The organism is Candidatus Chlamydia sanziniae, assembly GCF_001653975.1.
In the GTDB taxonomy this organism is placed as follows: Bacteria; Chlamydiota; Chlamydiia; order Chlamydiales; family Chlamydiaceae; genus Chlamydia; species Chlamydia sanziniae.
Map to the genome: position 1 here is coordinate 265,466 of NZ_CP014639.1, position 26,088 is coordinate 291,553.

Below are 26,088 nucleotides of genomic sequence, written 5' to 3' on the forward strand. Positions count from 1 at the left end.
TCTTACAATCCTAAGTAAGGCACTGTATGAACATCATTCGCTATTGGCAACAATTCGTGTTGTATTTTGCCAGTAATGAGTGGGCTGGAGGAGACAACATGGGTCATACGCTTCCACCATCCACTATCATCCAAACGAATTACTCGATAATTATTATCGATATTACAAGCAACCACCATATCTTGGAGAACTTGTTGTTGAGAGACATTCACCACATCAATATACCCTTCTTCTAGAGCTTGTTGAGAAGAATATAAACGAGCTCCTAGAGTATGTATTAACCGCTCTTTAGTAAGTAAAGGACGACTAGCTACTACAACCTCGATAAATTGTTCGTAAAGAAAATTGATAATATTTTGACGGACTTCCTTATCATGTGCAGTCCATTGTGTATAAGGATTTAAAGGAGCCTTGTCGTTTCCTGCTGTCAGCAGTTCACTTTCTATACCATAACGATTTAATCCTTCTTTTACATTAAAATATGGGCCTGAACGTACACCTACAGAACCAATAAGAGATGCCGATGTTGTGTAGATTTTATCTGCAGCACAGGCAATATAATAACCTCCAGAAGCACACAAACCGTTAACAAAAACATAAATTGGACAATGGGTGCGTTGTTTCCAAAAGTTTAACATGGCATTGATCCGTGCAATTTCAAACACTTCTCCTCCGGGACAATCCATGTCAATAATGATTCCTTTCACACGATTTTTAAGTGGGGCTTTGTCCAACCCTTCCAAAGCATTTTGAATGGTTTTTGCTGTATTTTTAGAAGAGAGAATTGCATCTTTGATTTCAAAAACAGCGATCACTGGAGCTGATTTTCCTAAATCATGAATTACGCCTTGAGCATCGGGCAGGCTAACAAAACTAGCGTCTGTTGAGCTAGCAGTAGAGAGCACTAGGCCCATGACAACGATGAGTGCGAGGACAAGACCACAACACAATCCAATTATTGATAAAAAAGCTTTTGATAAAAAATGCCATAACGTTTTCATATAATCCCCCAATAGGAATATTTTATAAATTCAGAAACAGATAAAATAAGAGATCTACGGAAAAGCATAAAGATGAAAAACACCTAGGGCAAAAAATAGGCGAAACTGTTAGGTATTTCTAAATTGAAAAGCTTATGAAGTCACAACTTCTTCTTGGTTTATAGATTCTATGGATTGGCGTGTCTGCATTACAGGAAGATGAGAAACTGCGGTTTGAGGTCCTTCTAGGACAGTAGCTTTGAAATTGTATTCCCTACCAATATAAGCAGCAACGGTAATCCAAACCATCATGATGACCAGCAAAACTAATGCGATGACATTGACACTCGCTGCTACAGAAGAAAAGATAACTAAGAGCCCTTGATAAATTAAGGATCCTCCGGATTTTCCTATTCTAGAGACAACACCATCAATAGCAGCTTTACCATAATTTTTATCATCCGAAGAAAGCGGGATGAAAGCCATTTCTTTTGTTTGATCAAAAAATGTAAATTTAGTTCCTCGAGCTAGGATATTTTGCATCCCCCCCGTCCATGCAGCTAAAGCTAAGGGGGTCATGCCAAAAATTCCACCGAAGATAGTGATATCTTTTTTTACAGCAAAGATAGCTCCAAAAAACAACACGCCAGTAACAAGCATAACAATGGGCGTTGCTAAAGCACCTACGGTCCATCCCCATTTACGAATGCATTGCCCTGTAAGAAGAATAGCTGCAAACACGGAAACTATACCAATGAGGGTAGTGATTCTACTCATATAACCATTGAATGCAACACGGGAGTTGTAGATTTGGCTTACCTGATCTTTCCAAACAACTTCAAACAAATGGATCACTAAATTGTATGATAGAACAATAATGGCGAGGCCGAGTAAATATCGAGAACGAATGAGGTATAAAAAGAGATTTTTTGCTTTAGTTTTAGTTTTTTTTCTGGCTTTAGCGGTTGCTATAGTTTCTTCTATAGATGAGGAAGAGGAGGAAACATTTAGAGAATGATCTATAGGAGTGCGAGTTAAATGATGAATACGCCTATATAACCATACCATCAGTAGACTCGCACCGAGAATGAGAGTTGTAAGATTCAACATTACTCCGTGCCAAGAGTCTCGGGCGAAAGGAAAAACAATTAATTTTTGTTTTCCCATCCAGTAGGAAATTTCCCCAGCACATATAGAAGAAAAATTCAGTCCCGTATTAATTAAGGCATAGAAACGGCCGGCTTCGGTGATTGTTGTAATTTGATTGGCTAATCCCCAGAACAACATGGAGAGAACTACAGAACTCCAAAGCTCTGACATGACATAGTATAGGCTATAGCTCCAAAAACGAATCATGACAATAAAACCACGGAGACCTTGTGGCAGTAACTTTTGCAATTTATTGGCAACGCTATCTAGATGTAGAGTATCTCCCATGGGGTAGATGAGAGTAGGGAATAGGACAAAAAACCCAACAAACACACCTATGAGGCAATAAAAAACGGTATCCCGGGGATACCGACTACTTAACCATCCATAGATCATAGTTACAATAACTGCTCCTGGGACGATTCCCCACACCTTAAGGAATGGGATCACTTCCGCCCCAGCTTCAGACCCTACGATGACTAAAGTGTCTTTCATACTTTTGAGTAGACAATAGTTAAAACCTACAAAAAATGCTAATAGGAAAAGAGGAATAAATTTTGGGAATTCTGACCTGTAAATAGGACAAAGATATGCCCGCAGCCTAGAAAAGGGTTTCACTTCTGATGACTGCATAAACTCCTTCCCAATATTATGGCATACAAAGACTTGTAAATAGATATTTTATATTTTAACGACACCGTATGCATACAGTTTTTATAATACTGGTTACTTAGCAAACGGCAAGGCATAAATTAAGAATCGTGATAAAAAGAGGCCTGATTGTAGCCAAAAGGCTAGTAAAATTCAAGAGGTTCCTATGCGAACGCGGTCCAGACTATTTTCAAAAAAAACCTAGCCAAATAAGTTAATCTGGGCATTGATTTCTATAATCAATAATCCGCTCAAGGAAGTAAAGGAAGCCGAGGACAACTAAGGGAATGAGGCCAGTGACCGAGATATAGCCTCCAGCGGTTACCCCTAATAAAATAATAAATTGAACTACAGTAAAAATCTTCCCCCAAAATAATGCGCGGTGATCATATCCTTTCCATCCGTTTACGATGGAGAGATAGATCACAAAGATAAGAAGAAAGATATCACGTGCACAGATTAAAAGTAGGTGGGCTATGGATAGCGAGCCCTCAAGATAAAGGACAGTAATACATACAAAAACAAAAACTTTGTCCATCGCGGGATCCAGAATAGATCCTAAGCGACTTGTAGCTTTATATCGACGAGCGAGGTAGCCATCTAGAATGTCACTCACCATAGCTCCGATAATGAGGAGGAGGCGCAGTTGTAGTTTTTCTTGACAAAAAAACATTGCTAGCCACAAACGCGATAGAGAAAGTAGGTTACAAAATTGTCTCATGATTTTGGCTAACTAATGCGATCTTTTAAGGAACCTTACAATTTGCCTCCATTATAGGGCATGCTAAATCTACAAACAAGTATAGAGTTCATATATCCAATTGCCATCTTCTAATTACTCTAGTACTCTAGCCCCACATTGACACATATTAGGCTTTTTTAAAAAAGGTGAGAGAAAAAAGTGAATTTAATTGTAAATAACTACTCATTCGTTGTAGTTGGAAACATTCGGAAAGAGAGGGATTCGAACCCTCGGTACCCTTGAGGGGTACGCGTCCTTAGCAGGGACGTACTTTCGACCACTCAGTCATCTTTCCTTATTTTAATTTTTTTAGTCGCAAATTTCCAATTTATAGACAATGCCTTATATCCAAGTTCTGCTTGACTTAAGTGAACATAACTCATTGTCAAAATGAAAAATACCCATCGGCTCTACGCAACAAAAGTAGAACTATCTTCTTCTGCGACAGCAGTATATTTTAGATGCTTATTACTACCTAGAGATTTTTTAGATTTGATGTCAATGCAATTGCCTGTGTGTCAATTTTCTTCTTCTTAACTAGGGCTTGAGGATATATATTCAATAACCTAACCTAACAGCAAAGATGCAAGACAATTCTAGAAAATAGCGTAAAAAATCTTACTTCAGATGATTGATAAGACAACGACTCTCTCTTCTCCACCACATTCCAAAGAATCAGAAATGATAGTTTTAGGCTGTATGCTTACTGCTGTGAATTATTTGAATCTTGCTGCAAATCAACTCTATGAAGAAGATTTTTACTATCTCGAGCACAAAATTATTTTTCGGATTTTACAAGATGCCTTTAAACAAGATAAACCTATCGATGTTCATCTTGCTGGGGAAGAGCTGAAACGTCGCAATCAGCTTACGGTAATTGGGGGTCCTACGTATCTCATTACCTTAGCAGATTTTGCTGGTACAGCAGCTTATCTCGAAGAATATGTGGAAATCATCCGTTCGAAGTCCATCCTAAGAAAGATGATCCAGACAGCTAAAGAGATAGAGAAAAAAGCTACAGAAGAACCAAAAAACGTAGCTGAAGTTTTAGATGAAGCCCAACATGCTTTTTTTAAAATCAGTCAAACCACTGCACTCGCACAATATGTTTTGGTAGCTGATAAACTCCGTGGGCTCATTTCCACTGTAGATAAACCCTATCTTATACAGCTACAAGAAAAACAGGAATTTTTCCGGCAGCATGCACATGACAGTGAGGCAACTTTATTTTCAGGAATTCCGACATATTTTATTGACTTAGATCATCTCATTCATGGGCTTGCGCCTTCAAATCTTATGATTTTAGCTGCGCGTCCCGCCATGGGGAAAACAGCTTTGGCTTTAAATATTGCTGAAAATCTTTGTTTTCAACATCGGCTTCCTATTGGAATTTTTTCTTTAGAAATGACTGTAGATCAGTTAATTCACCGTATGATTTGTTCTCGAGCTGAAGTAGAATCTAAAAAAATCAATGTAGGAGATTTATCTGGGCATGATTTCCAACGCATTGTTTCGGTTGTTAATGACATGCAACAACATACCCTGCTTATTGATGACCAGCCTGGACTTAAAGTAACAGATTTACGAGCTCGTGCCCGTAGGATGAAAGAAAGTTACGATATTCAATTTCTAATTATTGACTATTTACAATTACTTTCGGGTTCTGGGACTCTACGTTCTACAGAAAGTCGTCAGACAGAAATTTCAGAAATTTCCAGAATGCTAAAGACTCTAGCTAGGGAGCTCAATATTCCTATTCTTTGTCTTTCTCAGCTCTCCCGGAAAGTTGAAGAACGAGCAAATCATCGTCCTATGATGAGTGATCTTCGTGAAAGTGGAAGCATAGAACAGGACTCTGATTTAATTATGTTTTTGCTCCGGCGAGAGTATTATGATCCTAATGATAAGCCAGGAACTGCAGAACTTATTGTAGCAAAAAACCGTCATGGCTCTATAGGTTCTGTTCCTCTAGTTTTTGAAAAAGGGTTTGCACGTTTTCGAAATTACTCAGCTTTTGAACTTCCCTGTTAGTTTAGTTCTGTAATTCCCTAAATAATCCGATCTATAGGCTATTTCTGTAGTCCCTTCTTATCTCCTAGGTCTTTAAAAAAAATCGTTAGTGGACCACAAAATACGTTTATAGTAATATGCTGACTACATAGGATTTGCTTATCCTTTTTCCTATTAAGTGCGAGTCAAAATGCTTGTTGTTTTGAGTAATTTTTTCGCCTATGAAATACCCCCTAGCAAGTTCGGTAATTAGATAAGTTGTAGTTCTCTATTTTGACATAGTACAATTCAATGTAGTAAGAACTTTCTATTAAATCAATACGCCAACCATAAAAACATTATGTCATCTGTTAAGAAAAAACGAAGACTCAAAATCGCTAAACATAAGCGTAAAAAAAGACGCCGTAGAGATCGTCATAAAAATAAATAATTTCACATATGTGGACTCACTCAGTTAATTATGATGTTATTGTAGTTGGAGCTGGGCATGCGGGTTGTGAAGCAGCGTATTGTGCTGCTAAAATGGGTGCTCGTGTTCTTATGTTAACATCTAATTTAGATACTATTGCTAAATTGAGTTGCAATCCTGCTATTGGAGGAATTGGTAAGGGCCATATTGTTCGAGAAATCGATGCTCTTGGTGGCATTATGGCTGAGGTTACAGACCAATCTGGCATACAATTTCGCATTCTAAATCAGACCAAAGGTCCTGCTGTTCGCGCTCCCCGGGCTCAAGTAGATAAGCAATTGTACCATATGCATATGAAGTGTCTTTTAGAAAAGGTTCCTGGTCTGCATATAATGCAGGGCACTGTAGAATCCTTACTAGATAAAGAAGGAATTATCACTGGTGTTACTACTAGAGAAGGCATTGCTTATTTAGGAAAAACTGTGGTGCTTTCTTCAGGCACATTTATGCGGGGTTTAATTCATATTGGAGCCCGAAATTTTTCAGGAGGTCGATTAGAAGATCCCTCGTTTATTGGGTTATCCAATGCCCTTCAAGAACGCGGCTTCCCGATTAGTAAATTAAAAACAGGTACGCCTCCGCGGCTTCATGCTTCTTCTATAGATTTTTCCTCTATAGAAGAACAATGTGGGGATTCTGGGATTGGCTTTGTGCATAGAAGTGAACCTTTTCAACCTTCCCTTTCACAGGTATCCTGTTTCATTACACATACGACTGAAAAAACCAAAAATATCATTCTTACAAATTTAAAACGCTCTGCTCTTTACGGGGGGCATATTCAAGGAACAGGACCTCGTTACTGTCCTTCTATCGAAGATAAGGTTGTTAAATTTTCAGATAAAGAGCGGCATCATATTTTTTTAGAACCTGAAGGTCTTCACACCCAAGAGATTTACGTAAATGGTTTATCTATGTCGATGCCTTTGGATGTACAGTATGAAATTATTCATTCCGTACAAGGGTTGGAAAATGCCGTTCTTACTCGCCCTGCGTATAATATTGAGTACGATTACGTTCATGGAAACGTAATTTCTCCAACACTTGAGAGTAAGCTTATAGAAGGTCTTTTCCTATGTGGACAAATCAACGGCACTACAGGGTACGAGGAAGCTGCTGCTCAAGGATTAATTGCAGGTGTGAATGCTGTAAACAAAGTATTCCATCAACCTGTTTTTGTTCCAACACGTCAAGAATCTTATATTGGGGTAATGTTAGATGATCTTACAACGCAAGTGTTAGATGAGCCCTATCGGATGTTTACAGCACGTGCGGAACATCGTTTATTATTAAGGCAAGATAATGCTTGTTCTCGTTTATCCCACTATGGGTATGCTTTAGGGTTGGTGTCAAAAGAGCGTTATGAGCTTTTTGAAAAACAAAAGCAACTTATAGAAGAGGAGAAGGCACGTCTTTATAAAACATTTAAAAACTATGGGAATGCTGTTGTTCCTCTAGCTAAAATTTTATGCCGACCGGAAGTCTCTTATGAAATTCTTAAAGAAGCTTTTCCTAATGACATTCGAGATTTAGGTACTATCCTGAACGCTTCTTTAGAAATGGAGATCAAATATGCTGGATATATTGATCGCCAACATTCTTTAATTGATAGTTTAGCGAAATCCGAAAAAATGATCATTCCTGAAAATTTGAATTATGCAGCAATTACCGCATTGAGTTTGGAAGCCAAAGAAAAACTCGTTAAATTCATGCCTAGGACTATAGGTTCCGCGTCGCGGATATCAGGTATAGCATCTGCCGATATTCAAGTTTTGATGGTAGCCGTAAAAAAACATGCCCACCACTGATTGTGTTTTCTTAGATTTACGTAGCACTCCTATTTTGCAGCAATTACGGATTGAAGAAGCATTGCTGCGGACTACGAATCAGAATTTTTGTATTATCAACGCTGGGGTTAAAAATGCGGTAGTTTTAGGAATCTCTCGCAACCTTGTACAAGATGTACATGTTTCTCGCGTACAGGCGGACAAAATTCCTATAATACGACGTTATAGTGGAGGAGGGACAGTATTTATAGATGCCAATACTTTAATGGTATCTTGGATTATTAACTCTCCGAAGGTCTTTGTGCAACCTCAAGAAATACTCACATGGACGTATGCACTGTATCATTCATTGTTTCCAGCAACTTTTGTAGTTTTTGAGAATGACTACGCTCTTGGGGATAAGAAAGTGGGTGGAAATGCACACTACATCCAAAGGTATCGTTGGGTACAGCACACAACATTTTTATGGGACATGGACATAGATAAGTTAGCGTATTATTTACCACTCCCTGAAAAGCAACCTGTCTATCGCCGACAACGTTCTCATCAAGATTTCCTAACAACACTACGTCCTTGGTTTTTTTCTAAAGAAAGTTTTTTTGACAAACTGAAAGCATCAGGCAACGCCTTGTTTTCCTGGCAAACACTTTCAAAACCAGAATTGCAGGAAATCCTACTCCAACCTCATCGTAAAACGACTACTCTCCTACCATAGAGGTAACGCTATTGAATGCATTAACGATTTCTGTCTTTTCGAAAAAATAGGCAATTTCCATTTCGGCATTTTCTAAGCTATCCGAACCATGAACCGCATTGATTTCTATAGATTCTCCGAATTTTGCACGGATAGTTTCGGGAGCTGCCTCCTGAGGGTTCGTAACTCCCATGATTTCTCTGTTACGACGAACAGCATTTGCACCTTCCAACACAAGCACTACAATGGGGCCAGAAATCATAAAATCAACAAGTGAGGGGAAAAAGGAGCGAGTTTTATGCACAGCATAAAATCCTTCCGCCTCTGTTATAGATAGGCGTATCATTTTCATAGCAGCGATTCGCAAACCTGCTTGTTCAAAAATAGTAAGAATTTTTCCAATATGAGATTTACTCACAGAATCAGGTTTGATGATCGATAACGTTTGTTCCATAGTTTTCATATTCTTCCTAGATACATTTGAAGAAAAGTATATCATGATCTTTAGGAAAGTCTAGTCCTTGTTTATCCTTTTAAGAGTTCTTTTTTAACGCTATGGGTAAGATATCACTTAATGAGGCTCCTTCAGGGAATTCTTTGGTAGCTTCCAAGATCATACGTTCAGCAGCCATCTTTGAGTAACCAAGAGCTGACAGGGCTTGTATGCCTTCTTCTATACAAAGAACAGACATCTGATGTGTAGCTGCTACTTTGGAATTTAAGGGAAGAAGAGCTGAGAGTTTTTGCTTAAGATCTACCATAAGCTTTTCTGCTGTTTTTTTCCCAATTCCGGGGACAGAAGCTATAGTAAAGACATCTTCAGCACGGACAACAGCACAAAGAGTTTTTAAAGGAAAAGTGTTTAAGATTGCCAAGGCGAGTTTAGGTCCTACACCAGACAAGGAAAGAAGAATACGAAAGCACTCTCTTTCCTCACGAGAAGCAAACCCATAAAGGAGATGTTCTGTCTCTCTTAATACTGTATGTACGTAAATTAAAATCTCTTGATGTTGAAGTTTAAGAAGATCTATCCTCCACCGTTCTGTGATTACAATGGAATAGCCAAGCCCCAGACATTCTATAACAATAGCCTGGGTATCCACATAAGTAAGGATTCCACGAACATATTCGTACACTAATTTACTCCTATACCAGAATATGTAAAAGCATGAGTATGGCATATAGCCAAGGCAAAAGCATCCGCTATATCTTCATGACGGGGATCTAAAATTTCGGGGAGATTTAACAGCTTGCTAATCATAGCTTGGACCTGTTTTTTACTTGCATGACCTTTACCAACAACGGCTTTCTTCGCAACATTGGGAGCATATTCAAATATAGGGATATCACGCAAAGCAGCCGCAAGCAAAATCACTCCACGAGCCATACCAAGCTTTATCGTACTTTGGGGATTTTTATTTACAAACTGCGTTTCTAAAATCATCGTTTCGGGTTGCACTTCATTTAAGACATCCGAGATGCCCTCAAAGAGTTTTCTATAACGTTGTGGCAGAGTATCTTTAGAAGACAACCGAATCACTCCGTAACTATGGGGAGTAATCCGATAGCGCTGCTCTACAGTAATGACTGCGTATCCAGAAACTACGGTTCCAGGATCCACCCCCATGATTAACTGTGCCATGACTTATCCTTTAGGACATTTTGTGCTAATTTTTGATATATCTTTACATCTAAACTGTAAAGATAACACACTGTTCTAGCTGCGTAGAGAAGCTTTACACAACATGAGCAAAGACTCGTGGGTTAGCTTATCTGATTTAGAATTTCCATAAATCACTTTTTCAAGAAGTTTTTCTTTATCATGGACACTCGGGTAATACTTGCTCTTGTCCTGTTAAGCAAGAGTCAGAATCGCATGCGACTTCTTTACCTATCAACTTTTTGAGATGAACAAGCTTAGTATCTAGCGAAATCTCCGTTCCTAGCTGCTTGTGTAAATCACGAAGCTGACAGTATTGTTCTTCGACAAGATCGTGGAGAAGTGCGATCTCTTTCTTTTTCTGGGCTAGGTCCGTTTGTACTTCTGTCAATTTCCAAGCATAACTCTCTTTAGGAGACACCTCTTTCTTTTTCCCTTTTTTCTGACATTGCTGTAATTTTGTTTGCAATTTAGTAATTTCTGTTTGATATGTTTTTGTCTCTTCTTCCTTTTCGCTTTTTAGGCAAGCAAGAGTTTTCTTTAATTGGTTGACTTCTATATCTCTTGCAGAGGGTTCACTTTTGTGTTCTTGGGGGAAGTTGTGTTCTAACTGCTCTTCAAGCTGTCTAATTCTATGTTCATAGCACAGCCTACGCCCTTCACTAAGCTGTGTTTTTTGCACATTGTTGATTAAGTCTTTCTTAAGTTGATCTATAATGTCATTCTGATAACGAAATTGGTGTAATTTCTGAACAAGACGACTCTGTAACCACGTATTTTCTGCTTGAAGCTTTTCTATCTCGTGGTTTTTAATTGCCTCACAAGAAGAGAGTTTTTCTTCTAATGCCAATACTTTTCCTTCATACTCCGCATCAATTTGATCATAATTATCGAAATGTGTCTCTGTAGTCCCTTGTTGTAAAACAAGGAGCTGTTCACTCATTTTACTACATACATTCACTAAAATATCACAGATATACTGCCATTCTATAGTATCAGTATCTTTCCAACGGCAAAGTAGACGAAGCATAGCATGAGAACACGTATCATAATAGTGAGGAGATGAAGGGTCAACAGACCATAGTGAAGATAGCTGCAGCTTAAGTATAGACAAGAGCCGCAAAGGATACCTCTAAGGTTAATCTAATCACTCTTGTTCTATAGCACAGAATCGAGTTCTTGTCTTACCTAGTGATAAGAAAAGTCTGTTACTTTAAGATTAACTTCTCTTAATTTATCTCGAAAATCGCGAGGGTTAGAAGAAAAAATTTTCTTTAACTCCACAAAAAATCCCAACCATTTCTATTACGCATCCTAATATAAAACGATTCTGAGGAAATCTACTCAGACACCTATGTACACTAGAGAATATCCAACCGTTACTGTGTTTCTAAGCATATTTTTTCCGTAAAGTATACATTCGAAAAAGTTGTACCTAGAACATGACGTTTATTCACAGTATTCCTCTGTTATCATGACCAGATTTGACAGTTACTTAGGAAGAAAAAATGAGAGATGAGGCTGGGCTTACTGGCTAAAATCTCTGTTGCTACTTTTTAATCAAGAGACGAAGACACTAGCATATTGCCTGATTATAAAAAGAGTTTCGGTCTTCTTCACTCAAGCCCATGTTCTAGCAAAAGCAACGCAGCTTCGTTACTTATAATATGATTTATAGTCTTATACTGTAATTCTGCAATTTCCCGTATAAATATAGGACTCGCATATTGTATCGCAGTATAGTGCACTCCAGTATATTTTATACTCTGATTTGTAAGCCTCTCTAGATCCTCAACATTGTCTCTTCTGTCATCTATAAAGACAATTTTTTCTGGGAACTTATTTATTAAAGCTAAAAAACGTGCGAAGACATCGCTTTTTTTATTAAAGTCTCCTACAAATAGAATCCCATGCGAATAGAATCCTGGAATTTGTGTAGGGACATTGAAATTAGTTTGTGTAGGAGCTGTTTTAAAGAAGTTAAAATTCAATGAATTTACCTGACGAATTGTTATTGCTTCTAGATTAGAACATCGATGTGTCAACCCCATAACAACAATTCCTTGATTTTGAAATGCCGTCAAGATAGGCACAAAGTTTTTTTCTATAGGCTGTACCGTGCATAAATTTTGACTTTGTATCCAATCAGGATAAACCTCGGCAATTGCTGTATTTTTACTTATTCCTTTCGCTATTTTTTGCTGTATTGCATCATAAAACCAATTTGCATGTCCTAAAGCTTGCGCTCCCTGAAACATACAATTATCAAGATCAACTAGCACCCAAGTATCCTTATCTACCAAAGGAACAATATCTTCGATGTATTGGGTTTCGATTATCTGAGCTTCTACTATGGAAGCACAGCACCCAAAAGAACTTAACAATAAAATAACGCGAAACAACATTAAATATCCCTTACATTTATAGTTAAGGTAAGTCTAAGAATAGGCAATTGTTTTTTCCCATTTAGTAGAGCTTTTTAAAACTTGAATATAGTTCAATGCCAGTGCGTTCTATAGGATAGTTTCTAATTCACAATAGTTGTGAGAATGAAAAACTTATGAGTTTACTTTATAGCAAGCACAATGACTGACTAGCGATCCAAAATACAAATAGTAAAACATTTGTTTATTATTTTCATAAAGATACTTTTTCTACATGTAAAAACCATTTTAATTAACTTGTAAAAAAGGAAAAGAGGCTAAGATTTCCATTTGAATATGAACAAAGAAACTTATCTGAAAATTAAAACATTAACAAAATAGTATTTCCATACAACACGCATCAATACATCTCGAACTGGTGATTAAGTTCGAGAAATAAACCTTATTTTAAAAGCCACGGAACAAAACTTAACCCGTAGATATAAAGATGCTCAGAACAAGACTCGAACTTGCACGGGCCTACGCCCAAGGGATTTTAAGTCCCTAGTGTCTACCATTCCACCATCTGAGCAATAAAAGAGGGTTATTTAAGTAAAAAAAACTGATTCCCTAAGAGAAAGAACCTAAATAAAGCCCACAAGAATTATAAAAGATTTTATCATAGGACTTCTTCTAGATCAAGATCTTTTAGAATTTGGCATGCAGAAGAGATTGTATACTTCCTTAATCTAAAAAATTGGGGAAAAGAACACCCAAAAACTAAAACTCTTCTTCCGAAGAGAAAGAATTTTGTGAAGATATATCTACTTTTTCTAAGGAACATGAAGAGGCTTGTCCTGTTTCTTCTTCAGGAAAGAGCACAACATCATCTCCTGACAATAAGACGTTAATCACTTCACTACTTTCTTTAACCAAAGCTTGTAGGGATTCTTCAAGATCTGCGGAGGTAATTTCGGGGTCTACGACAACTTGTGAAATTACTTCGGATATTAATTTTGTAGGTGGAGGCAATAAGGAGAATTTTTTTTGTTCATTCAATTCTGCCTCTTGAGCTTCTTCCCAAAGTTCTTCAGTAACAGTGTCTAGGATCTCTTGAGATGCTCCGGTAATCTCAGCGATTTCTTTATGGGTTCTTCTACGGCCTTGTTTTTTCTTCTCTTTCCACTTATCCCCTTTAAAGGATTCCTTACTGTTACGTATTTCCTTTTTTTCCTTCTTAGCAGAAGAAGAAACAACTTCTGTACATTCCTCAGAAACATCCTGCGCAGGCTTCTCGTCAGGAACAGTCGTAGGTATTGTTGTAGATTTCGTTAGCTTTATCAAAGCTTCCCTACCACCAGCGATCTTAACACTACGATCTAGCCCAATAGCTTTTAAGTTAATTTTAGTGTCACGAATTTCCATGACTTCATAATCGCCCGCGGGAACAATAAATGGTTTACTATGATCACAATTCCGAAAAAAACAAATACTTCCCAAAGAAATTACTTCTATAGCTTCAACAATAAAAGGATCTTGGGAAAAGTGTTTAGTATTTCTTACAGATAGTTTATACCCTTCTCGAGAAGTGATTACAGTTTCAATGACGGGATCTCTTGTAAAATACACGAATATAACCTTTTATTTAGAGTTTTTTTGCTACATACTCTAATAAATCCACTACACGCGTAGCATATCCTATTTCGTTGTCATACCACGAGATAAGTTTAAAAAAGCGTTCGTTTAAGGCCATGCCAGCCAAAGCGTCAAATATAGAAGAATACTCTGATCCTATATAATCCGAAGAAACGACTTGTTCATCAGTATAGTCTAAAATGCCTTTTAAATTAGTCTTTGCAGCGTACTTCATCACAGTACAGATTTCATCATATGTTGTAGATTTTTCTAATCTTACAGTAAGGTCAACCACCGATACATCTGCAACGGGAACGCGGAAGGCCATGCCTGTTAACTTCCCTTTCAATTCAGGTAAGCACAAAATTACTGCTTTCGCAGCTCCTGTCTCAGCAGGAATGATATTTTGCAGACACCCACGCCCTCCGCGCCAATCCTTTTTAGAAGGTCCATCAACTACGGGTTGAGATGCTGTCGCAGCATGCACTGTTGTCATGAGTCCTTCTGTAATTCCAAAATTATCCAAGAGAACTTTAACTATAGTAGCCAAGCAATTGGTTGTACAAGAGGCATTAGAAATAATAATGTCCGTTTGTGGATTGAATTTTTCATGGTTTACACCCATGACAAATGTAGGAATGTCGCCTTTACCAGGAGCGGAAATAAGGACACGTTTAGCGCCCGAAGTTAGATGTTGTGCAGCATTTTCTTTTTTAGTGAACAATCCTGAGCTCTCAACAACCATATCAATGTTCATGTCTTTCCAAGGAAGGTTTTGAACATTACGCTCTGATAAAAATTGAATTTTGTGTTGACCAAAGATTAAACAATCACTCTCATTCTCATAACGTACATCACCCGGAAAACGACCGTGCGTAGAATCGTGTTTAAATAAGTAAGTCAAAGCATCGCCAGAAATCAAATCATTAACAGCCACAACGTCTAGAGAAGTATTTCTTCGTAAGATTTGTCTCAAAACCAATCTTCCAATACGCCCAAAACCATTAATTGCAATTCTCATTACTTACCCCTACACTCAGTGCTCAAAGAGATTCACTCTAGCTAGCTAAAAATTCTATAATACACTTTTGGGCATTATCACCAATTCTATTTTGTAATTTTAAAATGCGAGTGTACCCACCACTTCTTTCTACAAAACGACTGCGTAAATTTTCAAATAATTTCTTAATGACTAACCGATCTACATTATAAACCGAAGCATCACCACCTTTAGCTTGACGAGCTTCTTTAGATGTTAACGGATTGTATCGCACCATAAGCCTAGCCACTGCCAATCGTCGTGCTGCCAAAGTATTTTTCTTGGCTAGGGTAATCATTTTATCGGCATGGCGACGTAGTTCTTTCGCTTTAGGCACTGTAGTTTCAATTTTCTCATAATGAATTAAAGATTTTAACATATTGGCTAACATACAACGATTGTGTGAGGAAGTACGACCCACTCTAAATTTTTTTCTAGCATGTTGCATAAGACTTCCTATCCTTTGGTATTTTTAGTTCGAATTTTTTCAGCATACCATTTCATCTTCTCTTTCACATTGTCTAATCCCACACCAAACTGAGCAAGATCCATCCCCAACTCAAGTTTCATTTCTTTTAATTTATTCTTAATTTCACACAGAGATTTTTTGCCAAAGTTCCTAAATTGCAACAATCTAGGTTCTGGCATAATGACTAGCTCTCCGATAGTTTCAATATTTGCATTAGACAAACAATTTGTTGATCGTACAGATAACTCAATTTCGTTAATTCCCAAAATAAGCTTATGAAGAATGTCGTCTTTATTTTCTTTTTCAATAGAAACAGCTTCTTCAAACACTATTTTCTTTTCATCCATATTTTCAAAAATAGAAAAATGCTTAGTTAAAATCTGTGTGGAAAAAGCTAACGCTTCTTTAGGAGATACGCGCCCATCAGTTTCTACGTATAAGACTAAACGGTCAAAGTCAGTATCCTGACCTACACGTGTATCTTCTACAAAATAATTCACCAAAGTCACAGGAGAAAAAGCTGCATCTAAAACAATTTCGTATACACCTTTATCTTCAAGAATAATCCTTTCTGAAGGAGTGTAGCCTCTACCGAAGGCTATGCGTAAAAGCACTTCAGATTGTAGTGGCTTAGTTACAGTAAACATAACTTGATTTGGATTTACTGCTTCAAAGTCTCCTTGTTGCAATAAATCTGCCAAAGTAACTGATTTTTGACCCTGTGCTGCCGCCAAATCAGAAGCATCTATAGAAATTTGAGTTTTTATTATCTGCGTAGATCGCCCTAAAGAAGTATCTTGCATAGGGTACTTCTTTAGTAGGGCACCTTTTAAATTAAGAACAATATTTGTGACATCTTCGACAATACCATCCATTGCCATATACTCATGCAAAACCCCAGTCATAGTAAATGAGATAATTGCAGGGGCTTCCAGCCCAATAAGCAATGCACGTCGCAAGGCATTCCCCAAGGTATGGCCCATGCCCCGCTCCAAAGGCTCAGCAATAAAGCGTGCATACTTATCTATTGGGAAACCTTCGACAGGAAAGACCTTAACTGTATCTGGTAATTCAAACTTATCGTAAAGTAAATTTTGTGAGTTATCTGACATTCCTTTCTCCTTACCCTAACCCTTACACTCTGCGCCTTTTTCTTGGTCGACAACCATTATGAGGAACAGGAGTTTCATCACGGATAATAGAAACAACTAAACCCACAGCTATTAGAGCACGCACAGCAGATTCTCGCCCTGCTCCAGTACCCTTTAAGCAAACCTCAACTTCTTTCAATCCAGAGTTCATGGCAGTTTTTGCTGCATCTTGAGCCGCAACTGTAGCAGCAAAAGCAGAGGATTTCCGCGAACCAGAGTATCCAACTTTACCTGCTGAAGCCCAAGAAATTACATTACCTGCAGGATCAGTTATAGATACTATTGTATTATTAAAAGTAGCTTTAACATGAACAATACCTGAAGGAATGTTCTTTAACTGTTTTCTTTTTATGCTTTTTTTTGCCTGCGCTTGATTTTTAACCAAAACACAACTCCTATTAACAATTATTTCTTCTTACCTGCGACTGTTTTTCGCTTACCTTTTCGAGTGCGTGAATTTGTTTTTGTACGCTGTCCACGCACAGGCAATGAAAGCCTATGTCTCTGACCACGATAAGAATGTATCGCAATCAATCTTTTAATATCTGATTGAACACGACGTCGCAGATCCCCTTCAACCACAAATTCGGATTGCAAAAGAGAATTAAGTTGTCCTAACTCTTCTTCCGTTAATTCTGAAGCTCTAGACTCGGGATTTAAATGCAATCTTTCCATAATATTCTTAGAAAGGGCTGGTCCGATTCCATAAATATATGTCAGACTTACTTTTAATTTTTTCTTCGCAGGAATATCAATTCCAATAATGCGTGGCATGCGCTAGGCCTCCCTTAAAATAGTACAAGCATCTTAGGTCAAAAATTGTTATTTTTCAATGCCTTCCTTTTGCACGATTTGTTTTCAAAAAACTATCATAACGTCGCATAAGCAAAAAAGCATCTACTTGTTTCACAGTATCTAAAATTACCCCTACAACGATAAGCATGGCTGTACCGCCTAAGAAATAGCTTACATTGGCATCAACACGCAGTATCCGCCCTAAAATCGAAGGTAAAATAGCAATGGCAGCTAAAAAGATTGCACCTAAAAATGTGATGCGATTCATAGTATATTCTAAATAATTTTGCGTTGCTTTTCCCTGTCGAATACCCGGAATAAATGCATTGTTTTTCTTCATTTCAGAAGCAATTTGTTCCGGATGAAATTGAGTTGCTGTCCAAAAGTAGGTAAAAAATATAATTAATAATACATAACACAGTGAATAAACCCAACTTCCAGGGGAAAGCCAAATAGCTATGTACTTGAACCAAGAGGATTCTGAGGCGATAAATTGTCCTATAGTAGCTGGAAACATCAGTAAAGAAGAAGCAAAAATTACAGGAATGACTCCAGCGTAATTTACTTTCAAGGGAAGATATGATCCTCCTCCAGGAATTTCTCTTCTTCCAACGACTCTCCGCGCATATTGCACAGGAATTTTTCTAACACCTTCTATAATTAAAATCGTAGTTATGAGAACAAAAACAAAGATCAGGCAGAGCATGGAAATGGAGAAAAGACCCAACTCTGAAGGATCCTGCGAACCCAAATTTAATTTATTTACAATAGAACCAAGCACTGAAGGGAAAGAGGCGAGTATGCCCAAAGTAATAATTAAACTGATTCCATTTCCAATTCCTTTGTCGGAGATTTGTTCTCCTATCCACATTAATAAAAGGGTTCCCGTAGTCATGACAACTACAGTAGTTATATAAAAAATCCAAGGAATGCCAAAAATCTTTAATGACAGTAGGGTAGGCAAAACAATACCAGGAATTGTTAAGTTCATTCTCAAAGCAAATTTAGCAAATAAAAGCGACTGCACAACAGCCAAACCTACGGTAAATAGACGTGTGAGCCTGCCAATTTTACGCTTTCCTTGATCCGGTGATTCTCTAAGCTCTCTTTGTAGTGAAGGCATAAATACAAGGAATAGCTGTACAATAATAGAAGCTGAAATGTACGGGACAACTCCTAAAGCAATTACCGTCATTTGAGCAAAAGCTCCTCCAGAAAAGATATCTGCTAATTGAAATAAATTTTGACCTGATCCTAAGAGCTGTTTGAAATATGCAACAGCCCGTTCTCCGTTTATTCCTGGAACGGGGATAAAGATGCCGACTCTGCAGACTGCAAGTAAGGCAAAGGTATAGAATAACTTTTGTCTTAATTCAGCAATTGAAAAAATTTGTTTTAATGTTGTCATGCGCAGCCGAAATCTTCCTACTTTTAAGCAACACCTAGTAGATTTTGCACTCCTTGAGATAAGACTACTGCAGTGTCCTGCCAAATAAAGACTTTCTCTAAGCTTCCTTTAAGAATTACTTTTACCCGCACTGCGTCTTTAGCGATTGCTTTTTTTGCCTTCAAAGCGTCTAAAGTAATCGCCTCTCCTTCTTGAAAGAGCTGTATTAAGCGATCTGTGGTAATTTCCCCAACACTTTTATCAAAACGGGCATGAGAAAATCCTCGTGTGGGGACCCTTCGATACAAAGGAACTCCTCCTCCTTCATAACCAAAACGACGCTTATAACCAGAACGACTCCCGTCTCCTTTATGGCCTCGACCACTAGTCTTCCCATGACCAGAAGAAGGACCTCGGCCAAGTATTTTTTTTCTTCGTTTACGCGCTGCAGACTCGTTTAAAGATTCCAATTTAATCATGAACAACTCTCTCTCTTCTTATATTGTTTGGCACACAAAGTTCCATAAGCGCTTTAAATGCCGCTTTTACCTGGTTCATAGGATTGTTAGAACCAAAACTTTTAGCAACAATATCTTTAATTCCAGCCATTTCTAGAATTAAACGAATACGGGAACCCGCAACAATTCCCGTCCCAGGTTTTGCGGGTTTTAGGAGTAACTGTGCTCCATCATGACACACGAGAACTTCATGAGGGATAGAATTTTTTGTTAAAGTATGAATATGCATTAAATTTTTCCTAGCTGCTTCACCACCTTTACGAATCGCATCTGTAAGTTCATTAGCTTTTGCAAAACCATACCCCAAACGACCCTTACCGTCTCCGACAAGTATCAAAGCAGAAAAGCTAAATTTACGCCCCCCCTTGACAACTTTAGAACAACGGTTAACAACAAGAACTTTCTCTTCTAATTGATCTTCTTTATGAGAACTCTTTGGTAATGACATCTCTTTTTACACCTTCATTAAAACTGTAATCCACCTTCACGGGCCCCTTCTGCTACCATAGCTACGATCCCATGATATTTAAAAGGCCCTCGATCAAATATCACTCGATCTACTTGAAGATTCTTCCCTAATTCAGCAATTTTCATTCCCAAGATTTTCGCAACTTCTTGATTCTTTTTAGTTAAACCTTCATCTCTACTTAATTTTGATAAAGTAGAAACAGAGGCTAATGTCTTGCCGATAGCATCGTCTATTAACTGAATGTAAATATGCTTATTTGTTTTTACTACAGATAAACGAGGTTTTAAAGAACAACCTCTTAATATCTTACGAACTCTTAAAGCTCTGCGTCTTTTCCTTAAAGACTTCTTATATAACGAACTTTCCATGGCTACTAAACTTATTGCTCTCTATTTTTTACCTGTTTTCGCTGCTTTCCCAGCCTTACGACGAATATATTCGTTTTCATAACGAATACCTTTTCCTTTATAAGGCTCGGGAGGACGCTTGGCGCGAACACTTGCAGCAAATTGTCCCACTAATTGTTTATCAATACCTTTGACTAAAATGAGTGTGTTTTTCTCCACAACAATTTGAAGAGAAGAAGGAATAGGCATTTTTGTAGGATGAGAAACACCAATAGAAAGATCTAAAAAAGAACCTTGAACAGAGGCCCTAAAACCTACACCTACCATTTCTAAGCGTTTTTCAAATCCAGTATGGACTCCTTGTACCATGTTAAAAATCAAAGCCCAATAAAGACCTTGCATAGAGGTGGATTGATCTTTTGAAGACGAATGAACTAACACTTCTTTATCTTTTATGACAACTTCTACGTCTTTCATTAACTTTTGTGTCAATGAACCTTTAGGTCCTTTCACAATAATTTCATCATTTTGAATACTGGCTTCTACACCCTGAGGGAGTGGAATAGGTTCTCGAGCTTTACGAGACATGCTGTACCATCCTATTAAATTCTAACATTCTATTACCAAACTAGGCAGAGCAATTCGCCTCCAATATTTTTGGATCGGGCGAAAGCTCCTTCGACGACTCCTTGAGAAGTGGAGAGTACAGAGATTCCCATATTCCCAAAAACATAGGGTATTTGTGTAGCTGCTACATAAACCCTTCGAGAAGGTTTAGACACACGTTTGAGTTGGCGTATCGCAGGTTTACGATCAGCATAGTACTGTAAAAATACACGCATTGCACGCTTGCGATTTTCTTCTTTTACTAAATAATGAGCAATGAAACCTTTTTGCTTGAGGATTTTTACGATAGCCTCGCGCATTTTACTATGCTCTACATCTACATACAGGTGCTCTGCCATTAAAGCATTGCGAATTCGCGTTAACAAATCTGCTATAGAATCACTTGTCATGCCCATATTGATCCTTTTTATTATTAAGTCTTCTTAAACCGCAAACCCATCAACTCTAACAATGTTGTACATTCAAGATCTGTTTGCGCAGTCGTTATCCAAGTGATATTTAATCCTTGAGTACGCTTTACACGATCCAAATCTACTTCTGGGAAAATTTGCTGATCATCCAATCCTAAAGAATAACAGCCACGACCGTCACCTTGATTAGAAAATCCACGGAAATCACGAATTCGCGGGGAGATGATATTGCAAAACCGATCCATAAAATCATACATACGCACACCACGAAGAGTAACTTTAGCTCCTATTCCTTGACCTTCGCGCAACTTAAAACCTGCTATAGAATTTTTAGCCTTAGTCACCAAAGGCTTTTGCCCAGAAATCCTAGCTAGTTCTTCTAAATGTGCCTGAAATAGATTTTTATCTTTTGCAGCTTCGGCAAGTCCCATGCTTAACACAATTTTTTTGAGAACAGGAATTTGCATAACATTTGCATAACCAAACCTTTCGCGTAGAGAAGTGCGGATTTTTTCAGTATAATTTTTTTTTAATCTGCTCATATTAGCCTTTTTTTGCTTTCACTAAACGATATAACTGAGAAACACCATTTCCACTTCTATGCCAAAGTTCTTTTCTCTTTCCTGTTATTTTAACAGAAAGCTTTGCAGGTTCACCTGCTATACTTAAACGCACATTCGAGATGTGGATGGGGGCTTCAATATGAATACGCTTACCTTTAGGATTGCTTTGACTACGTTTAATATTTTTTATGCGGACATTCACTCCTTCCACTATAACCTTATCTTTTAAGCTAGAGAGGATCTTACCTTCCCTACCTTTATCATTGCCAGTGGCTATATAGACTGTGTCACCAACACGAATATTACGCTTTCCCATACTTTTTTCTCCTTAAATTACCTCAGGAGCCAAAGAACTAATTTTTACAAAACCTCGGTCACGAATTTCTCGAGCTACAGGACCAAAAATCCGCGTTCCTTTAGGGTTGCCTTTATCATCAATAACGACACAACTATTGGTATCGAATCTTAGAGTAGAACCATCTTTTCTTATAATATGCCGACGTGTACGGACAATAACAGCTTTAATTACATCTCCCTTCTTCATAGAAGTATTAGGTTCTACTTCCCTGACAGAACATACAATTACATCTCCCACACTAGCGTACCGCCTACGGGAACCCCCTAAAACCTTAAAACATTTTACTTTTTTAGCTCCGGTATTATCAGCAACTTTTAACTGACTTTCTTGTTGGATCATAACTCTATTTACCCACTCCACTAATCCATGCGCGCAACAACGCGCCATCTTTTCGATTTTGACAAAGGTCGCGTTTCTTCAATTTGCACTTTATCTCCTTCGGAAAGGTCAAATGTATTATGTGCATAATATTTTTTTGAACTTCGAGCTACCTTAAGATATTGTGAATGCGAATATATTCTCTCTACTCGAACAACCACTGTTTTGTCCATTTTTGCAGAAACAACCACTCCAGTTTTTGTTTTCCTAGAGTTTCTTAGTTCGTTAGTCATGGATCCTTTCCCTTCTTTCTTGTTTTACTGTTAAAGCCCGAGCAATATTCTTTTTATGTATAGAAAACATATGGATTTTCACGGCTTTATTTTGTAACAACGCTTCAGCTCTTAAATTGAAGAGAGCTTTTTTATTGTCATGAATATATGTTTCTAGCTCATCAACACTCTTTTCTCTTAGCTCAGTCAACAAACTTTTTTTTGTAGCCATATTTATACCCTTTCTACTCGCTTAACAAAACGTGTTCTGATTCCCAATTTTGCTGCTGCCCTACGCAAAGCATCTTGAGCATCTTCTTTTGAAACGTTAGCCACTTCAAATAGTATACGTCCAGGACGAACAACAGCAACCCAATGGTCCGGAGCTCCTTTACCTTTACCCATACGAGTTTCTGCAGGTTTTTTTGTTACGCTTTTATCAGGAAAAACACGTATCCAAACTTTTCCTTTGCGTTTCAAATATCTGTTAATAGCTACGCGACAAGCTTCAATTTGTCGACTTGTTACCCACCCTCGCTCTAAGGTCTGCATGGCAAATTCACCAAAGTCAACAAAAGTAGCTCCTTTACTTAAGCCAGCAAATTGACCTTTTTGTTGTTTGCGAAATTTTGTTCGTTTAGGCATCAACATAGCAATTCATATATCCTTATTTACAACATTTATGACCCTAAAGCAGCTACTGTAGGCGCTGTGTTGTTTACAACAGTCATACTCACAGTTGTAGAGGATTTTTCCCCAAGGTTAATCCAAACCTTTACACCAATAATGCCATAAGTCGTTGCTGCACATGCAGTAGCATAATCAATATCCGCTCTTAATGTATGTAGAGGCACACGACCATTTTTATACCATTCAGAACGAGCGATTTCAGCTCCAGCCAATCTTCCAGAAACTTGAATTTTCACACCAACAGCACCAGCATCCATTACAGATTGCATGGCTTTTTTCATTGCTCTTCTAAAAGAGACTCGACGCTCAATTTGTTTAGCAATACTATCCGCAACTAATTTCGCGTTTAGTTCAGGACGTTTGATTTCTGCAATTTCTAACCAGACCTCTTTGCCTGTAAGCTTTTTGAGTTCTTCTTTGAGTAAGTCAACCTCAGCACCTTTTTTCCCAATGACCAAACCTGGACGCGCTGTTTGGATTGTCACTTCTATCTTCCCACTCATGCGACGAACAATAAAACCGGCCGCACCTTGACACGAAGGCTTTTTACTTAAAAACTCTCGGATTTTAACATCTTCTATAAGAAATTTACCAAATTCTTGCTTATTTCCATACCAGAGGGAACGCCATTTTTTTGTTACTCCTGTTCGAAACCCGATTGGACAACCTTTTTGACCCATGATTTTCTCCTATGACTTCTTTTCACCAACAATAACAGTCAAGTGGCTAGTACGCTTTAAAATAGGAGAACGTCCTCCCCGACTTTTTGATTTAGATCGTTTGTAAACTGGTCCTACATCTACGCGGACTTCCATCACGTCTAAATTTTCACGTTTTATATTTTCACGCAATTCTGCGTTGGCTACAGCACTATGCAAAACCTTTTTTAAATACCTTCCCGCTTTCAACTGTGAAAAACGTAATTGTTCTTCGGCTTTCTGAACGCTTAAATTTTTCATAAGTCCAGCAGCCAATCTAGCCTTGCGAGGTTGTACCCGAATATAACGAGCGGTCGCCTTAAACATGACACGCCTCTCCTTTAAGTTAGCTTACCCTTTTTTTACAGGATGACTTTTAAATATCCTTGTGGGAGAAAATTCTCCCAACTTGTGCCCTACCATAGTTTCCGAAACAAATACGGAAAGAAATTTTTTCCCATTATGGACTTCAAAAGTATGTCCGATCATTTCAGGAGTAATCATAGAACGACGCGACCATGTTTTAATAGGAATCTTTTTTTCTTCACTATTCATAGCACGAATTTTTTTTAGTAAATGATGATCAACAAACGGACCTTTCCTCAGCGATCTACTCATAATTTCTATTTCCTACGGTCTTTAACAATCCATTTATTACTTTTACGCTTATCTCGCGTCTTCAATCCTTTTGTCACTTTTCCCCAAGGAGTTCGCGGAATATAGCCATTATGACGGCCTTCTCCGCCACCATGCGGATGATCCACAGGATTCATGGCCGTACCACGTACTGTAGGCCGGACACCCATCCAGCGCCTTCTTCCTGCCTTTCCATCGACACGCAGACCATGATCAGCATTGGAAAGTTCACCAATAGTTGCTCGACAACCTTCATTTATTACACGAAATTCACCAGAAGGCATTTTTAATGTCACATATCCAGAAGCTTTGGCAATAATTTGTGCTGCTAATCCTGCAGATCTTACTAATTTACCTCCAGAATGAGGACGCATTTCAATATTATGCACAGACAACCCCAAAGGCATACTCCTTAAAGTCATGCAACACCCAGGTTTGAAGGGACTTCCCTCTCCTGAAATCACTTGATCTCCTCTTTGGAGGCCTTTGGGAGCAAGAATATAACGCTTTTCCCCGTCAATATAATTTAAAAGAGCAATGTAAGCCGAACGATTCGGATCATATTCTACGGAGACCACTTTAGCAGGAATGCCGTCTTTGTTGCGCTTAAAATCAATCACTCTATAAAGCTGTTTTGCTCCTCCGCCACGGTGACGGCAGGATATATGCCCTAGGTTATCTCTTCCACCAGAACTCTTCTTAAAAAAGGAGAGCTTTTTATTAGGCCTAAGACTCCTCTTAGACTGTGTCCCACGCATCTCACCACGTGTAGTTAACTCAGTGAAAGCAGGAAGGACTAACTGCCTAGTGCCTGGAGTTACTGGCTTAAACTTTTTAAACATACTTGTCTTCTCTCCAATAAATTATGTGATAGAGTGTCCTTGATAAAAGGTCACAATGGCTTTTTTGAAGCTTGCAGTTTTTCCTTTCCGACGCCCACGAAACATTCGAGCAGGCTGAGACTTCACGCAAATTGTATTTACATTCTTTACTTTTATATTTTTATCAGCATAGATCACTTCCAAAGCCTTAGCAATGAGTGGCTTCGTCGCATCATGTGCAACAACAAAAACAAATTTAGGATGTGCACAAAAGCTTCCCTTTTTCTTTCCTTCTCCACTCCCCAAACTCAGAGTTTCGAGCATTTTAGCTTTTTCTGTCACGTAATGACGTTTGATTACATCATATGGATCTTTCATATCCT

35 protein-coding genes and 2 tRNA genes are annotated in these 26,088 nt (G+C 38.1%); 4 read left to right on the forward strand and 33 right to left on the reverse strand.

Features of this window, described 5'->3' with window-relative positions; translation table 11 throughout:
- Positions 1-2 precede the first annotated feature (2 nt).
- The 4 genes from Cs308_RS01080 to Cs308_RS01095 form a co-directional block, all read right to left on the reverse strand.
- Positions 3-1,001: a S49 family peptidase gene (locus Cs308_RS01080; RefSeq protein WP_066481562.1), complete on the reverse strand. Its 999-nt coding sequence runs from the start codon at positions 999-1,001 to the stop codon at positions 3-5.
- A 132-nt stretch (positions 1,002-1,133) separates the two neighbouring features.
- Complete coding sequence (npt2, locus tag Cs308_RS01085; protein WP_066481565.1) at positions 1,134-2,762, reverse strand: NTP/H+ exchange transporter Npt2; 1,629 nt, start codon at positions 2,760-2,762, stop codon at positions 1,134-1,136.
- A gap of 232 nt (positions 2,763-2,994) precedes the next feature.
- Positions 2,995-3,501 (reverse strand): CDP-alcohol phosphatidyltransferase family protein, encoded by a 507-nt coding sequence (locus Cs308_RS01090; RefSeq protein ID WP_066481569.1) that lies wholly within the window; start codon positions 3,499-3,501, stop codon positions 2,995-2,997.
- A 228-nt stretch (positions 3,502-3,729) separates the two neighbouring features.
- A tRNA-Ser gene (locus Cs308_RS01095) sits at positions 3,730-3,817 on the reverse strand.
- Between the two features lie 332 nt (positions 3,818-4,149).
- Here Cs308_RS01095 and dnaB point away from each other — a divergent pair.
- The 4 genes from dnaB to Cs308_RS01110 all read left to right on the forward strand — a co-directional run bounded on the left by dnaB (position 4,150) and on the right by Cs308_RS01110 (position 8,500).
- Positions 4,150-5,553 carry a replicative DNA helicase gene (dnaB, locus tag Cs308_RS01100; RefSeq protein ID WP_066481572.1) on the forward strand — a complete coding sequence of 468 codons (1,404 nt, stop codon included), beginning with the start codon at positions 4,150-4,152 and terminating at the stop codon, positions 5,551-5,553.
- Between the two features lie 319 nt (positions 5,554-5,872).
- Positions 5,873-5,962 (forward strand): AURKAIP1/COX24 domain-containing protein, encoded by a 90-nt coding sequence (locus Cs308_RS05100; RefSeq protein WP_072054076.1) that lies wholly within the window; start codon positions 5,873-5,875, stop codon positions 5,960-5,962.
- Positions 5,963-5,970: 8 nt separating this feature from the next.
- Positions 5,971-7,806 carry a tRNA uridine-5-carboxymethylaminomethyl(34) synthesis enzyme MnmG gene (gene mnmG / locus Cs308_RS01105; protein ID WP_066481573.1) on the forward strand — a complete coding sequence of 612 codons (1,836 nt, stop codon included), beginning with the start codon at positions 5,971-5,973 and terminating at the stop codon, positions 7,804-7,806.
- Positions 7,793-8,500 (forward strand): lipoate--protein ligase family protein, encoded by a 708-nt coding sequence (locus Cs308_RS01110; protein ID WP_066481574.1) that lies wholly within the window; start codon positions 7,793-7,795, stop codon positions 8,498-8,500. The genes mnmG and Cs308_RS01110 overlap by 14 nt, the downstream gene beginning before the upstream one ends.
- Here the strand turns inward: Cs308_RS01110 and ndk are convergent.
- The 29 genes from ndk to Cs308_RS01255 all read right to left on the reverse strand — a co-directional run bounded on the left by ndk (position 8,484) and on the right by Cs308_RS01255 (position 26,083).
- The gene (gene ndk / locus Cs308_RS01115; protein WP_066483340.1) at positions 8,484-8,933 is read right to left on the reverse strand and encodes a nucleoside-diphosphate kinase; all 450 of its coding nucleotides are present in this window, start codon (positions 8,931-8,933) and stop codon (positions 8,484-8,486) included. The genes Cs308_RS01110 and ndk overlap by 17 nt on opposite strands.
- A gap of 79 nt (positions 8,934-9,012) precedes the next feature.
- Positions 9,013-9,615, reverse strand: a complete 603-nt coding sequence (ruvA, locus tag Cs308_RS01120) for a Holliday junction branch migration protein RuvA (protein ID WP_066481575.1) — start codon at positions 9,613-9,615, stop codon at positions 9,013-9,015.
- Positions 9,615-10,121: a crossover junction endodeoxyribonuclease RuvC gene (gene ruvC, locus Cs308_RS01125; protein WP_066481576.1), complete on the reverse strand. Its 507-nt coding sequence runs from the start codon at positions 10,119-10,121 to the stop codon at positions 9,615-9,617. Before ruvC ends, ruvA begins: the two co-directional genes overlap by 1 nt.
- Positions 10,122-10,299: 178 nt before the next feature.
- Complete coding sequence (locus tag Cs308_RS01130) at positions 10,300-11,262, reverse strand: hypothetical protein (RefSeq protein ID WP_066481577.1); 963 nt, start codon at positions 11,260-11,262, stop codon at positions 10,300-10,302.
- Positions 11,263-11,755: 493 nt separating this feature from the next.
- Positions 11,756-12,544, reverse strand: a complete 789-nt coding sequence (locus Cs308_RS01135; RefSeq protein WP_066481578.1) for a DUF2608 domain-containing protein — start codon at positions 12,542-12,544, stop codon at positions 11,756-11,758.
- A gap of 467 nt (positions 12,545-13,011) precedes the next feature.
- Positions 13,012-13,094, reverse strand: a tRNA-Leu gene (locus Cs308_RS01140).
- A gap of 188 nt (positions 13,095-13,282) precedes the next feature.
- Positions 13,283-14,131, reverse strand: coding sequence for a GrgA family transcription factor (gene grgA / locus Cs308_RS01145; RefSeq protein ID WP_066481583.1), 849 nt, complete (start codon positions 14,129-14,131; stop codon positions 13,283-13,285).
- 16 nt (positions 14,132-14,147) lie between these two features.
- Positions 14,148-15,158 carry a type I glyceraldehyde-3-phosphate dehydrogenase gene (gene gap / locus Cs308_RS01150; RefSeq protein WP_066481590.1) on the reverse strand — a complete coding sequence of 337 codons (1,011 nt, stop codon included), beginning with the start codon at positions 15,156-15,158 and terminating at the stop codon, positions 14,148-14,150.
- A gap of 37 nt (positions 15,159-15,195) precedes the next feature.
- Positions 15,196-15,624: a 50S ribosomal protein L17 gene (rplQ, locus tag Cs308_RS01155; protein WP_066481592.1), complete on the reverse strand. Its 429-nt coding sequence runs from the start codon at positions 15,622-15,624 to the stop codon at positions 15,196-15,198.
- An 8-nt stretch (positions 15,625-15,632) separates the two neighbouring features.
- Positions 15,633-16,757: a DNA-directed RNA polymerase subunit alpha gene (locus Cs308_RS01160; protein WP_066481594.1), complete on the reverse strand. Its 1,125-nt coding sequence runs from the start codon at positions 16,755-16,757 to the stop codon at positions 15,633-15,635.
- A gap of 22 nt (positions 16,758-16,779) precedes the next feature.
- Complete coding sequence (rpsK, locus tag Cs308_RS01165; RefSeq protein ID WP_066481596.1) at positions 16,780-17,181, reverse strand: 30S ribosomal protein S11; 402 nt, start codon at positions 17,179-17,181, stop codon at positions 16,780-16,782.
- Between the two features lie 20 nt (positions 17,182-17,201).
- Positions 17,202-17,570, reverse strand: coding sequence for a 30S ribosomal protein S13 (gene rpsM, locus Cs308_RS01170; protein ID WP_066481599.1), 369 nt, complete (start codon positions 17,568-17,570; stop codon positions 17,202-17,204).
- 55 nt (positions 17,571-17,625) lie between these two features.
- The gene (gene secY, locus Cs308_RS01175) at positions 17,626-18,999 is read right to left on the reverse strand and encodes a preprotein translocase subunit SecY (protein ID WP_066481601.1); all 1,374 of its coding nucleotides are present in this window, start codon (positions 18,997-18,999) and stop codon (positions 17,626-17,628) included.
- Between the two features lie 23 nt (positions 19,000-19,022).
- Complete coding sequence (gene rplO, locus Cs308_RS01180; RefSeq protein WP_066481603.1) at positions 19,023-19,457, reverse strand: 50S ribosomal protein L15; 435 nt, start codon at positions 19,455-19,457, stop codon at positions 19,023-19,025.
- Positions 19,450-19,944: a 30S ribosomal protein S5 gene (rpsE, locus tag Cs308_RS01185; RefSeq protein WP_066481604.1), complete on the reverse strand. Its 495-nt coding sequence runs from the start codon at positions 19,942-19,944 to the stop codon at positions 19,450-19,452. The genes rplO and rpsE overlap by 8 nt, the downstream gene beginning before the upstream one ends.
- A gap of 17 nt (positions 19,945-19,961) precedes the next feature.
- Positions 19,962-20,333: a 50S ribosomal protein L18 gene (rplR, locus tag Cs308_RS01190; protein ID WP_066481606.1), complete on the reverse strand. Its 372-nt coding sequence runs from the start codon at positions 20,331-20,333 to the stop codon at positions 19,962-19,964.
- Positions 20,334-20,354: 21 nt separating this feature from the next.
- Positions 20,355-20,900 (reverse strand): 50S ribosomal protein L6, encoded by a 546-nt coding sequence (gene rplF / locus Cs308_RS01195; protein ID WP_066481607.1) that lies wholly within the window; start codon positions 20,898-20,900, stop codon positions 20,355-20,357.
- 32 nt (positions 20,901-20,932) lie between these two features.
- Entirely contained in the window at positions 20,933-21,334 is a 402-nt protein-coding gene (gene rpsH, locus Cs308_RS01200; RefSeq protein ID WP_066481608.1) for a 30S ribosomal protein S8, read from the reverse strand.
- A 17-nt stretch (positions 21,335-21,351) separates the two neighbouring features.
- Positions 21,352-21,891, reverse strand: a complete 540-nt coding sequence (rplE, locus tag Cs308_RS01205; RefSeq protein WP_066481609.1) for a 50S ribosomal protein L5 — start codon at positions 21,889-21,891, stop codon at positions 21,352-21,354.
- Between the two features lies 1 nt (position 21,892).
- Entirely contained in the window at positions 21,893-22,228 is a 336-nt protein-coding gene (gene rplX, locus Cs308_RS01210; RefSeq protein WP_066481612.1) for a 50S ribosomal protein L24, read from the reverse strand.
- Between the two features lie 12 nt (positions 22,229-22,240).
- Complete coding sequence (gene rplN, locus Cs308_RS01215) at positions 22,241-22,609, reverse strand: 50S ribosomal protein L14 (protein ID WP_066481617.1); 369 nt, start codon at positions 22,607-22,609, stop codon at positions 22,241-22,243.
- Positions 22,610-22,629: 20 nt separating this feature from the next.
- A complete protein-coding gene (gene rpsQ / locus Cs308_RS01220) occupies positions 22,630-22,881 on the reverse strand; it encodes a 30S ribosomal protein S17 (RefSeq protein ID WP_066481624.1) in 252 nt (83 codons plus the stop codon).
- Positions 22,874-23,092: a 50S ribosomal protein L29 gene (gene rpmC / locus Cs308_RS01225; RefSeq protein WP_066481626.1), complete on the reverse strand. Its 219-nt coding sequence runs from the start codon at positions 23,090-23,092 to the stop codon at positions 22,874-22,876. Before rpmC ends, rpsQ begins: the two co-directional genes overlap by 8 nt.
- A gap of 2 nt (positions 23,093-23,094) precedes the next feature.
- Entirely contained in the window at positions 23,095-23,511 is a 417-nt protein-coding gene (rplP, locus tag Cs308_RS01230) for a 50S ribosomal protein L16 (protein ID WP_066481627.1), read from the reverse strand.
- A 29-nt stretch (positions 23,512-23,540) separates the two neighbouring features.
- Positions 23,541-24,230 carry a 30S ribosomal protein S3 gene (rpsC, locus tag Cs308_RS01235; RefSeq protein WP_066481628.1) on the reverse strand — a complete coding sequence of 230 codons (690 nt, stop codon included), beginning with the start codon at positions 24,228-24,230 and terminating at the stop codon, positions 23,541-23,543.
- A gap of 9 nt (positions 24,231-24,239) precedes the next feature.
- Positions 24,240-24,575 carry a 50S ribosomal protein L22 gene (rplV, locus tag Cs308_RS01240; protein WP_066481629.1) on the reverse strand — a complete coding sequence of 112 codons (336 nt, stop codon included), beginning with the start codon at positions 24,573-24,575 and terminating at the stop codon, positions 24,240-24,242.
- A 24-nt stretch (positions 24,576-24,599) separates the two neighbouring features.
- Entirely contained in the window at positions 24,600-24,866 is a 267-nt protein-coding gene (gene rpsS / locus Cs308_RS01245; protein WP_066481630.1) for a 30S ribosomal protein S19, read from the reverse strand.
- A gap of 5 nt (positions 24,867-24,871) precedes the next feature.
- Positions 24,872-25,726 carry a 50S ribosomal protein L2 gene (gene rplB / locus Cs308_RS01250; protein WP_066481632.1) on the reverse strand — a complete coding sequence of 285 codons (855 nt, stop codon included), beginning with the start codon at positions 25,724-25,726 and terminating at the stop codon, positions 24,872-24,874.
- Positions 25,727-25,747: 21 nt separating this feature from the next.
- Entirely contained in the window at positions 25,748-26,083 is a 336-nt protein-coding gene (locus Cs308_RS01255; protein ID WP_066481634.1) for a 50S ribosomal protein L23, read from the reverse strand.
- Between the last annotated feature and the right edge of the window lie 5 nt (positions 26,084-26,088).

Excerpts from the sequence above, each read along its gene's own strand:
- Cs308_RS01080 (WP_066481562.1), bottom strand. The coding sequence starts at position 1,001 with ATGAAAACGTTATGGCATTTTTTATCAAAAGCTTTTTTATCAATAATT.
- npt2 (WP_066481565.1), bottom strand. The coding sequence starts at position 2,762 with ATGCAGTCATCAGAAGTGAAACCCTTTTCTAGGCTGCGGGCATATCTT.
- Cs308_RS01090 (WP_066481569.1), bottom strand. The coding sequence starts at position 3,501 with ATGAGACAATTTTGTAACCTACTTTCTCTATCGCGTTTGTGGCTAGCA.
- dnaB (WP_066481572.1), top strand. The coding sequence starts at position 4,150 with ATGATTGATAAGACAACGACTCTCTCTTCTCCACCACATTCCAAAGAA.
- Cs308_RS05100 (WP_072054076.1), top strand. The coding sequence starts at position 5,873 with ATGTCATCTGTTAAGAAAAAACGAAGACTCAAAATCGCTAAACATAAG.
- mnmG (WP_066481573.1), top strand. The coding sequence starts at position 5,971 with ATGTGGACTCACTCAGTTAATTATGATGTTATTGTAGTTGGAGCTGGG.
- Cs308_RS01110 (WP_066481574.1), top strand. The coding sequence starts at position 7,793 with ATGCCCACCACTGATTGTGTTTTCTTAGATTTACGTAGCACTCCTATT.
- ndk (WP_066483340.1), bottom strand. The coding sequence starts at position 8,933 with ATGGAACAAACGTTATCGATCATCAAACCTGATTCTGTGAGTAAATCT.
- ruvC (WP_066481576.1), bottom strand. The coding sequence starts at position 10,121 with ATGGCACAGTTAATCATGGGGGTGGATCCTGGAACCGTAGTTTCTGGA.
- Cs308_RS01135 (WP_066481578.1), bottom strand. The coding sequence starts at position 12,544 with ATGTTGTTTCGCGTTATTTTATTGTTAAGTTCTTTTGGGTGCTGTGCT.
- gap (WP_066481590.1), bottom strand. The coding sequence starts at position 15,158 with ATGAGAATTGCAATTAATGGTTTTGGGCGTATTGGAAGATTGGTTTTG.
- rplQ (WP_066481592.1), bottom strand. The coding sequence starts at position 15,624 with ATGCAACATGCTAGAAAAAAATTTAGAGTGGGTCGTACTTCCTCACAC.
- Cs308_RS01160 (WP_066481594.1), bottom strand. The coding sequence starts at position 16,757 with ATGTCAGATAACTCACAAAATTTACTTTACGATAAGTTTGAATTACCA.
- rpsM (WP_066481599.1), bottom strand. The coding sequence starts at position 17,570 with ATGCCACGCATTATTGGAATTGATATTCCTGCGAAGAAAAAATTAAAA.
- secY (WP_066481601.1), bottom strand. The coding sequence starts at position 18,999 with ATGACAACATTAAAACAAATTTTTTCAATTGCTGAATTAAGACAAAAG.
- rplO (WP_066481603.1), bottom strand. The coding sequence starts at position 19,457 with ATGATTAAATTGGAATCTTTAAACGAGTCTGCAGCGCGTAAACGAAGA.
- rpsE (WP_066481604.1), bottom strand. The coding sequence starts at position 19,944 with ATGTCATTACCAAAGAGTTCTCATAAAGAAGATCAATTAGAAGAGAAA.
- rplR (WP_066481606.1), bottom strand. The coding sequence starts at position 20,333 with ATGGAAAGTTCGTTATATAAGAAGTCTTTAAGGAAAAGACGCAGAGCT.
- rplF (WP_066481607.1), bottom strand. The coding sequence starts at position 20,900 with ATGTCTCGTAAAGCTCGAGAACCTATTCCACTCCCTCAGGGTGTAGAA.
- rpsH (WP_066481608.1), bottom strand. The coding sequence starts at position 21,334 with ATGGGCATGACAAGTGATTCTATAGCAGATTTGTTAACGCGAATTCGC.
- rplE (WP_066481609.1), bottom strand. The coding sequence starts at position 21,891 with ATGAGCAGATTAAAAAAAAATTATACTGAAAAAATCCGCACTTCTCTA.
- rplX (WP_066481612.1), bottom strand. The coding sequence starts at position 22,228 with ATGGGAAAGCGTAATATTCGTGTTGGTGACACAGTCTATATAGCCACT.
- rplN (WP_066481617.1), bottom strand. The coding sequence starts at position 22,609 with ATGATCCAACAAGAAAGTCAGTTAAAAGTTGCTGATAATACCGGAGCT.
- rpsQ (WP_066481624.1), bottom strand. The coding sequence starts at position 22,881 with ATGACTAACGAACTAAGAAACTCTAGGAAAACAAAAACTGGAGTGGTT.
- rpmC (WP_066481626.1), bottom strand. The coding sequence starts at position 23,092 with ATGGCTACAAAAAAAAGTTTGTTGACTGAGCTAAGAGAAAAGAGTGTT.
- rplP (WP_066481627.1), bottom strand. The coding sequence starts at position 23,511 with ATGTTGATGCCTAAACGAACAAAATTTCGCAAACAACAAAAAGGTCAA.
- rpsC (WP_066481628.1), bottom strand. The coding sequence starts at position 24,230 with ATGGGTCAAAAAGGTTGTCCAATCGGGTTTCGAACAGGAGTAACAAAA.
- rplV (WP_066481629.1), bottom strand. The coding sequence starts at position 24,575 with ATGTTTAAGGCGACCGCTCGTTATATTCGGGTACAACCTCGCAAGGCT.
- rpsS (WP_066481630.1), bottom strand. The coding sequence starts at position 24,866 with ATGAGTAGATCGCTGAGGAAAGGTCCGTTTGTTGATCATCATTTACTA.
- rplB (WP_066481632.1), bottom strand. The coding sequence starts at position 25,726 with ATGTTTAAAAAGTTTAAGCCAGTAACTCCAGGCACTAGGCAGTTAGTC.
- Cs308_RS01255 (WP_066481634.1), bottom strand. The coding sequence starts at position 26,083 with ATGAAAGATCCATATGATGTAATCAAACGTCATTACGTGACAGAAAAA.